The sequence below is a fragment of the Mesorhizobium sp. B2-4-13 genome (assembly GCF_006658535.1).
Lineage (GTDB): Bacteria > Pseudomonadota > Alphaproteobacteria > Rhizobiales > Rhizobiaceae > Mesorhizobium > Mesorhizobium australicum.
The window spans coordinates 83,921-94,552 of record NZ_VFVB01000006.1; the positions used below are offsets into that span (position 1 = coordinate 83,921).

Annotated in this window: 10 protein-coding genes; 6 read left to right on the forward strand and 4 right to left on the reverse strand. The window is 64.0% G+C overall.

Annotated elements, in window-relative coordinates; translation table 11 throughout:
• Positions 1–7: 7 nt before the first annotated feature.
• The gene (gene aztB / locus FJ936_RS17630) at positions 8–883 is read right to left on the reverse strand and encodes a zinc ABC transporter permease AztB (RefSeq protein ID WP_015318314.1); all 876 of its coding nucleotides are present in this window, start codon (positions 881–883) and stop codon (positions 8–10) included.
• Positions 883–1,674 (reverse strand): zinc ABC transporter ATP-binding protein AztA, encoded by a 792-nt coding sequence (gene aztA, locus FJ936_RS17635; protein WP_140792970.1) that lies wholly within the window; start codon positions 1,672–1,674, stop codon positions 883–885. Before aztA ends, aztB begins: the two co-directional genes overlap by 1 nt.
• Before the next feature lie 220 nt (positions 1,675–1,894).
• Between aztA and FJ936_RS17640 the strand changes: the two genes are divergently transcribed.
• Positions 1,895–2,239, forward strand: coding sequence for a RidA family protein (locus tag FJ936_RS17640; RefSeq protein WP_023773346.1), 345 nt, complete (start codon positions 1,895–1,897; stop codon positions 2,237–2,239).
• A gap of 41 nt (positions 2,240–2,280) precedes the next feature.
• Here FJ936_RS17640 and hutC read toward each other — a convergent pair whose 3' ends face one another.
• Positions 2,281–3,027, reverse strand: a complete 747-nt coding sequence (hutC, locus tag FJ936_RS17645; RefSeq protein WP_181171479.1) for a histidine utilization repressor — start codon at positions 3,025–3,027, stop codon at positions 2,281–2,283.
• Positions 3,028–3,032: 5 nt separating this feature from the next.
• The gene (locus tag FJ936_RS17650) at positions 3,033–4,388 is read right to left on the reverse strand and encodes a formimidoylglutamate deiminase (protein ID WP_015318310.1); all 1,356 of its coding nucleotides are present in this window, start codon (positions 4,386–4,388) and stop codon (positions 3,033–3,035) included.
• A gap of 98 nt (positions 4,389–4,486) precedes the next feature.
• Here FJ936_RS17650 and hutI point away from each other — a divergent pair, with 98 nt between their 5' ends.
• The 5 genes from hutI to FJ936_RS17675 are packed head-to-tail and all read left to right on the forward strand — an operon-like array spanning position 4,487 to position 10,359.
• Entirely contained in the window at positions 4,487–5,722 is a 1,236-nt protein-coding gene (gene hutI / locus FJ936_RS17655; RefSeq protein WP_140792961.1) for an imidazolonepropionase, read from the forward strand.
• A complete protein-coding gene (hutH, locus tag FJ936_RS17660; protein WP_140720858.1) occupies positions 5,719–7,260 on the forward strand; it encodes a histidine ammonia-lyase in 1,542 nt (513 codons plus the stop codon). The genes hutI and hutH overlap by 4 nt, the downstream gene beginning before the upstream one ends.
• A complete protein-coding gene (gene hutG / locus FJ936_RS17665) occupies positions 7,260–8,078 on the forward strand; it encodes an N-formylglutamate deformylase (RefSeq protein ID WP_140792959.1) in 819 nt (272 codons plus the stop codon). The genes hutH and hutG overlap by 1 nt, the downstream gene beginning before the upstream one ends.
• A 25-nt stretch (positions 8,079–8,103) precedes the next feature.
• Positions 8,104–9,777 (forward strand): urocanate hydratase, encoded by a 1,674-nt coding sequence (gene hutU, locus FJ936_RS17670; protein WP_181171477.1) that lies wholly within the window; start codon positions 8,104–8,106, stop codon positions 9,775–9,777.
• 3 nt (positions 9,778–9,780) lie between these two features.
• The gene (locus FJ936_RS17675; RefSeq protein ID WP_140792957.1) at positions 9,781–10,359 is read left to right on the forward strand and encodes a HutD family protein; all 579 of its coding nucleotides are present in this window, start codon (positions 9,781–9,783) and stop codon (positions 10,357–10,359) included.
• Positions 10,360–10,632: the final 273 nt, after the last annotated feature.

A 10,632-nucleotide genomic window follows, 5' to 3' on the forward strand; every position in this document is an offset into this window, starting at 1 on the left:
AGGCGGATCAGGCCGTTCTGTGACGGTGATGGATGATGCGACCGCGCAGGATGCCGCGCGTGCCAAACAGGATCGAGGCGAAATAAACGACACCGGCCGACAGGATGATGGCCGGGCCGGAGGGCAACGACGCATGATAGGACAAGAGCAATCCGGCAATGCAGGAGGCAAAGCCGATCAGCACCGCCAGCACGCACATCGGCTCGACGCGTGCGGTCCAGAATCGCGCGGCTGCCGCCGGCAGCATCATCAATCCGACGGATAGCAAAGTGCCGAGTGCCTGGAAGCCGCCGACGAGATTGAGCACGACGAGGCCGAGGAAGATGAAATGCACCGGGCTGCCCATGCGGCTGACCGAACGCAGGAACAGCGGGTCGAGGCATTCGGCGACCAGCGCCCGCCAGAAGATGGCCAGGCTGGCCAACGTCACCGCGACGATGCCGGCAATCAGCATCAATGCCTCGTTGTTGAGCGCCAGCACCGTGCCGAACAGCACATGCATGAGATCGACGCTGGAGCCGCGGATCGACACCATCAGCACGCCGATGGCGAGCGAAATCAGATAGAAGGCGGCCATCGAGGCGTCCTCGCGCTGGATGGTGAAGCGCGAGACAGCGCCAGCGCCGAGCGCGACGATGACGCCGGCGATCAGGCCGCCAATGGTCATAGGCAGGATTTCAAGGCCATAGAACAGGAAGCCGGCGGCCGCCCCTGGCAGGATGGCATGCGCCATGGCGTCACCCGACAGGCTCATGCGCCGCAGCATCAGGAAGACGCCGATGGGGCAGGCGCCGAGCGACAGCATCAGCGAGCCGAACAGCGCCCGCTGCATGAAGCCGAAATCGGCGAAGGGAGCAATGAAGAGACTGTAGAGCGCGTCCATCAGGCGGCCCTCGGTCCGGCGCCATGGTGATGATCATGATCATGGCCATGAGCGTGCTCGTCAGGCTCGCACCAGGGGGCGTTCTCTTCCCAGGCTTCGTGGAAGCGGCGCGCGCGCAGCAGGTTCTCAGGCTTCAGCGTCTCCCGGGTATCGCCCCAGGCAACCGGCTGGCGGGCAAGCAGCAGTGTTTCGGGAAAATTCTGGCGCACCAGGTCCAGATCATGGACCACCACCATGATGGTGCGCTCTTCGCCATGCCAGCGCTTGATCAGGGCAATGAGGTCACCGACCGTCTTGGCGTCGACCGCGTTGAAGGGCTCGTCGAGCAGGATCAGGTCGGCATCCTGCAACAGCACGCGGGCAAACAGCGTGCGCTGCAGCTGGCCGCCCGACAGCGTGTCGATCGGCCGCTTCTCGAAGCCGCCGAGACCGACGGCCATCAATGCTTGGCTGACGGCTTCGCGATCTTCCCTGGTATAACGGCCGAGCATGCCGCGCTTCGGCCACAGGCCAAGCGAGACCAGATCGACAACGCGGGCGGGAAAGGAGCGATCGAGTTCCGACTGCTGCGGCAGATAAGCTGCCCGCACGCCCGACGCGCGGATGACCTCGCCGGCCATTGGCTTCAGCACGCCGACAATACCCTTCATCAGCGTCGATTTTCCGGAGCCATTGGCCCCGACCACGGCCGTCAGCGAACCCTTGCGGATCGTGCCATCGAGGTGATGGATCGCGGGATGGCTGTTGTAGCCCAGCGTCAGGTCACGGAAGGTTAGGCAGGTCTGGGTCATATCGTTCCGTTGGGAAGTCGAGCCTGGCCGCGATAGTGGCCGTTGGATATGTGATGTTATTACATTAGTCAACAGGCCAATCCGGTGGATTTGCGACCCGGCGGCTCAACTTGCCGTGAGTTTCTTCCGCGCTGGTCCAAGGAGATTTGGCGCCGGCGGCCTTGCCCGAAGCCCACGCCGACTCTAAACAGGCGCAACCCTCAAACGAAGGAACCTCGCAATGAGCATTCGTCGCATCGATGTTGGCCCGCGCATGAGCCAGATCGTCATACACGGCAACACCGTCTATCTGGCCGGCCAGGTCGGCGAGCCCGGCGGCAACGTCGCCGCGCAGACCCGCGACATCCTCGCGACCATCGACGAATTGCTGGCCAAGGCCGGCACCGACAAGACCAAGATCGTCCAGGCGATCATCTGGCTGGCCGACATGGGCACCTTCGCCGAGATGAATTCCGAATGGGACAAATGGGTGCCGCAGGGCCACACACCCGCTCGCGCCACCGGCGAGGCGAAGCTCGCCGGCCCCGAATATCTGGTCGAGATTATTATCACGGCTGCGCTGTAAAGCGGCTGTAGGTGCCGATCTTCCCCAAGCGGGAGATCGGCTTACCCTTGCGACGGCGTGAACCTTGCCACCAGCGTGTGGCTTTCCGCCGGATAGATGAAGCGCACGTGTGTAACCGGGTGCTCCGCGCTCCAGGTGCGGCGCTCCACGACCAGGCAAGGCGCGCCAGGATCGATATCGAGCACGTCGGCGATAGTCTCATCGGCGGCCATGGCGCGTATCCGATGTTCGGCCTCGCTCCACGGCACGCGGCCGATCAGCCATGGACCCGCCGCGATTTCCAGAAACTCTTCGTCCCCGGCTTCCGCGACCGCCGAAAGATTGATCAGACGTTGCTCGAGTGCGAATGGCCGTTCGCCGGCAAAATGAAGGCCTTCGACCGCCAGCACCGAACCCGCTGCGGACAATCCGAGCAACGCCCTGTCCTCCACGTTGCTGCGCCGCCTCAGGCGTTCCAGCCGTTCGTAGCGATAGGGCAGGCCGAGCGCCTCGACCTCGATCCTGATGTCGTGAAGCTCCAGCACCGCTGCCTGCGATTGCGGCTGGCGGACAAAACTGCCCGACCGGCGGCGGCGTTCAATCAGACCTGCCTTGGCCAACTGCGACAGAGCCTTGTTCACCGTCATGCGTGAGCATTTGTATTCGGCGGTCAGCTCATGTTCGAACGGGATACGGTGGCCGGGCGCCCAGGTGCCGGACAGGATCTTTTCGCGGATATCGGACAGGATGCGCTGATGCAGCGAGACGGTCTCGCTGTCGTCTATGTCCGTCCGTTCAGCCATGCTCATCTGCGTTAACCCTCGGAAAGCGCAGTCATCACGCTGCGAAACCGTGCGGCGATAGCCCCGCGCTTGGCGTGTCTGCCAGCGCTGACCTGTTTCTTGCCATGCACCCAGACGCAATCGACCTTGCTGCCATTGGCAAAGATCCAGGCATCGAGGATCGCGTCGCCGGTCTTGCCAGCCAGCGAGGGATTACCGACGTCGAGCGAGACGAGATCGGCGGATGCCCCAGTCGCGATTTGCGAGGCGCCGGCACCAAGGGCGACGCCACCGCCGTCAAGCGCTGCGTCGAACAGGGCGCGGCCTGTTGAGCCGCCGGCTACCGCAAGCACATTGCGGGCGCGGTGCGCGAGGCGCTGCGAATATTCGAGCTGGCGCAATTCGTCGGGCAGGCCGATCAGCACATTGGAATCGGAGCCGATGCCGAAGCGGCCGCCATGCTCCCTGAACAATGGCGCGGCAAAGGTGCCGTCGCCGAGATTGGCCTCCGTGATCGGGCAAAGGCCGGCAATGGCGCCGGTCTTCGCCATGCCGATGGTCTCGGCATCCGTCATATGGGTGGCGTGAATCAGGCACCAACGCTGGTCGACAGCGGCAGCCCCAAGCAGAAATTCGACCGGACGCGCGCCGGACCAGGCAAGGCAGTCCTCGACTTCCCTGACCTGTTCGGCGATGTGGATGTGGATCGGTCCGTTTGGCGCCATGGCGGTGACTTCGATCAGCTCTTCAGGCGTCGCGGCGCGCAGACTGTGCGGCGCGACGCCGACGACAGCTTGATTCAGCGCGCGAACCGATTCACGGCTTTTCTCCACAAGCCGGGCGAACCGATTCACATCGTTGATGAATCGGCGCTGGCCCTCATTCGGAGCTGCGCCGCCGAAAGAGGAGTGGGCGTAAAACACCGGCAGCAGCGTCAGGCCGATACCCGTTTCGCCAGCCGCGGCAGCGATGCGCTCGGCCATCTCGGCTGGGTTGGCATAGGGTTGTCCATCCCGATCATGGTGCAGATAATGAAATTCGCCGACGCGGGAAAAACCGGCCTCCAGCATTTCGACATAGAGCTGCGCCGCCACCGCCTCGACCTGGTCGGGAGTCATCGACAGCGCGAAGCGGTACATCACCTCGCGCCAGCTCCAGAAACTGTCGGCGGAGGGGCCTCGCAACTCGGCAAGGCCGGCCATGCCGCGCTGGAAGGCGTGGCTGTGCAGGTTGGGCATGCCTGGCAGCAGAATGGAATGGCGTTCATCACCGGGCAAGGCGGCGGCTTCAGGCTCCACGGCCGTAATGCGCCCATTGGCAAAAGTGATCCGCACATTGTCGTGCCAGCCGTTAGGAAGAAGCGCCTGTTCCGCAAAGATATCGGTCACTTTTCTCTCCGCTTTCCGGTCTCGTATGTGATGATGGCACTTGCAGTGCGTTTCAATATGTATATACATAATCGCCACCGATTGAAACGGAAAAGATGATGGCCGTAGAGAGCAGCAAAAACCACGCAGGGGGGCTTCGCCTGTGGCGCAATGCGCGTTTGGCGACCATGGCTGAAAATTCTGCCGGATTGGGTATCGTCGAGCATGGTGCGCTCGCCGCGCGCGACGGCCGCATTATCTATGCCGGTCCGCAATCCGAGATGCCCTCGGCTTTTGCCCAAGGCGAGATCATCGATTGCGAGGGCCGCTGGATTACGCCCGGCCTGATCGACTGCCACACCCATCTGATCCATGCTGGCAACCGCGCCAACGAATTCGAGATGCGGCTGGCCGGCGCCACTTATGAGGAAGTCGCCAGGGCCGGCGGCGGCATCGTCTCGTCGGTCAAATCCCTGCGTGCTGCCAGCGAGGGCGACCTGGTTGCCCAGACGCTGCCGCGCCTCGATGCGCTGATTGCCGAGGGCGTAACCACAGTGGAAGTAAAGTCGGGCTATGGCCTCGATCTCGAAAACGAGAAGAAATCGCTGCGCGCCGCGCGACAGCTGGGCAATGAACGCCCGGTGACGGTTCGCACCACATGTCTCGCAGCCCACGCGCCGCCGCCCGAAGCCAAGGGCGACAAGGATGCCTTCATCGATCTCGTCGCCAAAACGATCCTTCCCGGCGTCGTCGAGGAAGGCTTGGCCGATGCCGTCGATGGGTTCTGTGAAGGCATCGCCTTTTCGCCGGAGCAGATGGCGCGCGTTTTTGATGTCGCCCAGGCGGCTGGCTTGCCCGTAAAACTTCACGCCGACCAGCTGTCCAATCTGCATGGCGCTGAACTTGCCGCCCGCTATGGCGCGTTGTCGGCCGACCATCTCGAATATACCGACGAGGCAGGCGCGGTGGCAATGGCCAAGGCGGGGACCGTGGCGACGATCCTGCCCGGCGCCTACTACTTCATCCGCGAGACCAAGAAGCCACCGATCGGCCTGTTTCGCCAGCATGGCGTCAGAATGGCTGTTGCCACCGACAACAATCCCGGCACCTCGCCGCTGACCTCGCTGCTTCTGACCATGAACATGGCGGCCACCCTGTTCGGCATGACGGTCGACGAATGTCTTGCTGGCGTCACCCGCGAAGCCGCGCGTGCGCTGGGGCTGCTCGGCGAGACCGGCACGCTGGTATCAGGCAAATCCGCCGATTTGGCGATCTGGGACATCGAGCGCCCCGCCGAACTCGTCTACCGCATGGGCTTCAACCCGCTGCATGCCCGCATCTGGAGAGGACAATGACCGAACTGACCCTGAAGCCCGGCAATGCGACGCTGGCCGACTGGCGCGCCATATACCGTGGCGCCGTGCCGAAACTGGACGATGCCTGCCGTCCGAAAATCAAGGCGAGTGCCGAAGCTGTCGCGCGCATCGTTGCCAAGGGTGAGCCGGTCTATGGCATCAACACTGGTTTCGGCAAGCTGGCCAGCGTGCGCATCCCCGCCGACGATCTCGAGACGCTGCAGCGCAACATCGTGCTTTCGCATGCCGCGGGCGTGGGCGAGCCGATGCCCGTTGCCGTTGCCCGGCTGATGATGGCGCTGAAACTTGCGAGCCTCGCGCAGGGCGCCTCCGGTGTGCGCTCGCAGACCATCGAGCTGCTTGAAGCGATGCTGGCCAACGACGTCATCCCGGTCGTGCCGGCGCAAGGTTCCGTCGGCGCCTCCGGCGACCTTGCCCCGCTGTCGCATATGACGGCGGTGATGATCGGCGTCGGCGAATGCTTTACTCCGCATGGCCGTTTCCCGGCCAAGGTTGCCTTCGTCTCGCACGGGCTGGAGCCCGTGACATTGGGTGCCAAGGAGGGCCTTGCGCTGCTCAACGGCACGCAGTTTTCGACGGCCTATGCACTGGCCGCTTTGTTCGATGCCGAGGTGCTCTACCAGTCGGCGCTTGTCGCCGGCGCGCTTTCGACCGACGCGGCCAGGGGTTCCGACGCGCCGTTCGACCCGCGCATTCATCTGTTGAGAAAGCACCGTGGCCAGATCGAGACCGCTGACGCGCTGCGCGATTTGATGGCCGGCAGCGCCATCCGCGAGTCGCACCGGGTCGGCGACGAGCGTGTGCAGGATCCCTATTGCCTGCGTTGCCAGCCGCAAGTGATGGGCGCCGCACTCGATGTCCTGCGCAAGGCCGCCGATACGCTCGAAACCGAGGCCAATGGCGTCACCGACAACCCACTGATCTTCGCAGAAGACGATACTGCTCTGTCCGGCGGCAATTTCCACGCCGAGCCGGTGGCTTTCGCCGCCGACATGATCGCGCTGGCCGTCTGCGAGATCGGCTCGCTGTCGGAACGCCGCATCGCCATGCTGGTCGATCCCGCGCTGTCAGGCATGCCCGCTTTCCTGACGCCCAAGCCCGGTCTGAACTCCGGCTTCATGATCCCGCAGGTTACGGCGGCCGCGCTTGTCTCGGAAAACAAGCAGAAGGCCTATCCGGCCAGCGTCGATTCCATCCCGACCTCGGCCAACCAGGAAGACCACGTCTCGATGGCCGCGCATGGCGCACGCCGCCTGATCGGCATGGTCGAGAACGCAACCGCGGTGATCGGCATCGAGTTGCTGGCCGCCGCCCAAGGCTGCGATTTCCATCAGCCGCTGGCGTCGAGCGCAGCGCTGGAAGCCGTTCGCAAGCTGGTTCGCGCCGAGGTGCCGCATCTCGATAACGACCGGCACTTCCACCCCGACATGGAAAAGGCGATCGCCATGGTGCGCAGCGGTGCGGTTGTGAAAGCCGCGAGCGCGGTGGCACTGCCCTCGATTGCCGGAGCGGCGTGATGACGGCCACCCCTTGGCTCACGGTCACACGCGGCACGGCGCCGCTGCTGGTGTCGATCCCGCACACCGGTATCGACCTCGCCGGCCTCGAAAACCGGCTGGTCTCGCCTTGGCTCGGCCGTCGTGATTGCGACTGGTGGATCGACAATCTCTATGATTTCGCCGCCGGTCTCGGCGCCACTGTCGTGCACACCGCGATCTCGCGCACCGTCATCGACGTCAACCGCGATCCATCCGGCGCCTCGCTCTATCCCGGCCAGGCAACCACCGGCTTGTGCCCGACCGAAACCTTTGACGGCGACCCGCTCTACCGCGACGGCGAAGAGCCGGGGCCATCGGAGATCGACGAGCGCCGGCTGAAGTTCTTTGCACCCTATCACGCCGCCTTGCAGGCCGAGATCGACAGGTTGCGCACCTTGCATGGCAAGATTGTCCTCTATGACTGCCATTCGATCCGCTCGGTGCTGCCACGCCTGTTCGAAGGCACGCTGCCGGTGTTCAATCTCGGCACGAATGACGGCAAGAGCGCCGATCCGACGTTGCAGGCGATGGTCAACCAGATCATGGCCGAAACCGGCGAGACTTTTGTCGTCAACGGACGCTTCAAGGGTGGGTGGATAACGCGCCATTTCGGCCAGCCGCTACAGGGCGTGCACGCGCTGCAGATGGAGCTCTCCAATCGAGGCTATATGCGCGAGCCCGAGGGGAAGGGCACGCCGGACAATTGGCCGGTGCCCTACGACGCCGCGTTCGCCGCTCCGATCCGCGCCACGCTGACGCGAATTCTTCAAACCGCCATTGACTGGGCCGGGCACTGACGCGCCGCCTCGTCCGAAAGGGACAATGATGAACAATCCCCGTCACAACATACGCGAAGTGCGCGCCCCGCGCGGCGACAAGCTCAGTGCCAGGTATTGGACCACCGAAGCGCCGCTGCGCATGCTGATGAACAACCTGGACCCGGACGTTGCCGAAAACCCCAACGAACTGGTCGTCTACGGCGGCATCGGCCGGGCGGCGCGGACCTGGAACGATTTCGACCAGATCGTTGCTTCGCTGAAGATGCTTGGCGAGGACGAGACGCTGCTGGTGCAGTCGGGCAAGCCGGTCGGCGTGTTTCGCACCCACCCGGACGCGCCACGCGTGCTCATCGCCAACTCCAATCTGGTGCCGCACTGGGCGACCTGGGAGAAATTCAACGAGCTCGATAAAAAGGGCCTGATGATGTACGGCCAGATGACGGCCGGCTCCTGGATCTACATCGGCACGCAAGGCATCGTGCAGGGCACCTACGAGACCTTCGTCGAGGCCGGCCGCCAGCATTATGGCGGCAATCTCAGGGGAAAATGGATATTGACCGGCGGCCTCGGCGGCATGGGCGGCGCGCAGCCGTTGGCCGCCGTCATGGCCGGCGCCTGCTGCCTGGCGATCGAATGCAATCCCGACTCGATCGATTTCCGCCTGCGCACCCGCTATGTCGACGAGAGAGCCGAGACGCTCGACGAAGCCATGGAAATGATCGAGCGCTGGACCAAGGCCGGCGAGGCGAAGTCCGTCGGCCTGCTCGGCAACGCTGCCGAGATCGTACCCGAAATGTTCCGTCGCGGCATCCGCCCCGACATGGTCACCGACCAGACCTCGGCCCACGACCCTATCAACGGCTATCTGCCGAAGGGCTGGACGATGGCCGAGTGGCGCGAAAAGCGTGTCAGCGACCCCAGGGCGGTCGAGAAGGCGGCTCGCGCCTCCATGCGCGAACATGTCGAGGCGATGGTGGCGTTCTGGAACGCCGGCGTGCCGACGCTCGACTATGGCAACAATATTCGCCAGGTCGCCAAGGATGAAGGGTTTGAAAACGCCTTTGCCTTCCCCGGTTTCGTGCCGGCCTATATCCGTCCCCTCTTTTGCCGCGGAATCGGCCCGTTCCGCTGGGCAGCACTCTCCGGTGATCCAGAGGACATCTACAAAACCGACGCCAAGGTCCGCGAGCTCACCCCCGGCAACACCCATCTGCACAATTGGCTGGACATGGCCCGCGAGCGGATTTCCTTTCAGGGGTTGCCGGCGCGCATCTGCTGGGTGGGCCTCGGCGACCGACACAGGCTGGGTCTCGCCTTCAACGAGATGGTGGCCAAGGGCGAACTGAAAGCGCCCGTCGTCATCGGCCGCGATCACCTCGATTCCGGTTCGGTCGCCTCGCCAAACCGCGAGACGGAAGCGATGAAGGACGGTTCGGACGCCGTGTCCGATTGGCCGCTGCTCAACGCGTTGCTCAACACAGCTTCGGGCGCCACCTGGGTGTCGCTGCATCATGGTGGCGGCGTCGGCATGGGTTTCTCGCAGCATGCCGGCATGGTTATCGTCGCCGACGGCACGCCGGATGCTGCAAGGCGCCTGGAACGGGTGTTGTGGAACGATCCGGCGACCGGCGTCATGCGCCACGCCGATGCCGGCTATGACATCGCGATCGAATGCGCCAAGGAGCACCAGCTCAACCTGCCTGGCATTTTGGGCTAAGCCATGCGCGTTCTTCGTGCCGCCGACTACCGCGTCATGCCGTGGAAGAACGGCGGCGGCACGACGACCGAGATCGCCGTCTCGCCGGATGGCGCTGGGCTCGACGATTTCGAATGGCGCGTCTCGATGGCCCGGGTTGAGACGAGCGGGCCGTTCTCCAGCTTTGCCGGCATCGACCGCACCCTGTCGGTTCTGGAAGGCGAGGGGATCGTGCTTGACGTCGCCGGCCGTCCGCCCGAGCGGATGACGGCGGCTTCCCAGCCGTTTTCCTTTCCAGCCGACCAGCCGACAAGTGCCGCGCTGATCGCCGGCCCGATTACCGATCTCAACGTCATGACCCGCCGCGGCCGCATGTTGCATCAAGTCGAACGCTTGCCGGTTTCGGCGCCTGTGGAAATCTCGACCGAGGCCTGTTCCACCCTCATCCTTTGCCACAGAGGCCATGCCATTTTCGCCGGCGCCACGCCTATCCGCCTCGAGCCGCTCGACACCCTGCTGCTCGGGCCGGATGTGCCTATCTTGCGGGTTGAGCCCGCCCCGGATGCGACCCTTTTCGTGGTCCGCATAATCAGGGCCGCCTGACGGGTTTGCCGCCAACGGTTACCGCCTGTTTCCAAACATGATCGTGATGCCGGCGAAATATAGCGTACACTGACGATGGCATCACGAAAAAGCCCGAATCCTCTCCGTCGATCGGTCCCGACGGGAGCGAGGGGCGCTCGTCTTTGAGTTGGTCGAAAGATGACGCTCCGTCGTGGTGCGGAAACAAACTTTCGGCATAGGGGTTGATGCAGCCGATTGCATTTGAACCGGTTTTAGGGCCATTGCCGTGGCGGTGACGCCGCTGAGTGCCCG

Excerpts from the sequence above, each read along its gene's own strand:
- aztB (WP_015318314.1), bottom strand. The coding sequence starts at position 883 with ATGGACGCGCTCTACAGTCTCTTCATTGCTCCCTTCGCCGATTTCGGC.
- aztA (WP_140792970.1), bottom strand. The coding sequence starts at position 1,674 with ATGACCCAGACCTGCCTAACCTTCCGTGACCTGACGCTGGGCTACAAC.
- FJ936_RS17640 (WP_023773346.1), top strand. The coding sequence starts at position 1,895 with ATGAGCATTCGTCGCATCGATGTTGGCCCGCGCATGAGCCAGATCGTC.
- hutC (WP_181171479.1), bottom strand. The coding sequence starts at position 3,027 with ATGAGCATGGCTGAACGGACGGACATAGACGACAGCGAGACCGTCTCG.
- hutI (WP_140792961.1), top strand. The coding sequence starts at position 4,487 with ATGGCCGTAGAGAGCAGCAAAAACCACGCAGGGGGGCTTCGCCTGTGG.
- hutH (WP_140720858.1), top strand. The coding sequence starts at position 5,719 with ATGACCGAACTGACCCTGAAGCCCGGCAATGCGACGCTGGCCGACTGG.
- hutG (WP_140792959.1), top strand. The coding sequence starts at position 7,260 with ATGACGGCCACCCCTTGGCTCACGGTCACACGCGGCACGGCGCCGCTG.
- hutU (WP_181171477.1), top strand. The coding sequence starts at position 8,104 with ATGATGAACAATCCCCGTCACAACATACGCGAAGTGCGCGCCCCGCGC.
- FJ936_RS17675 (WP_140792957.1), top strand. The coding sequence starts at position 9,781 with ATGCGCGTTCTTCGTGCCGCCGACTACCGCGTCATGCCGTGGAAGAAC.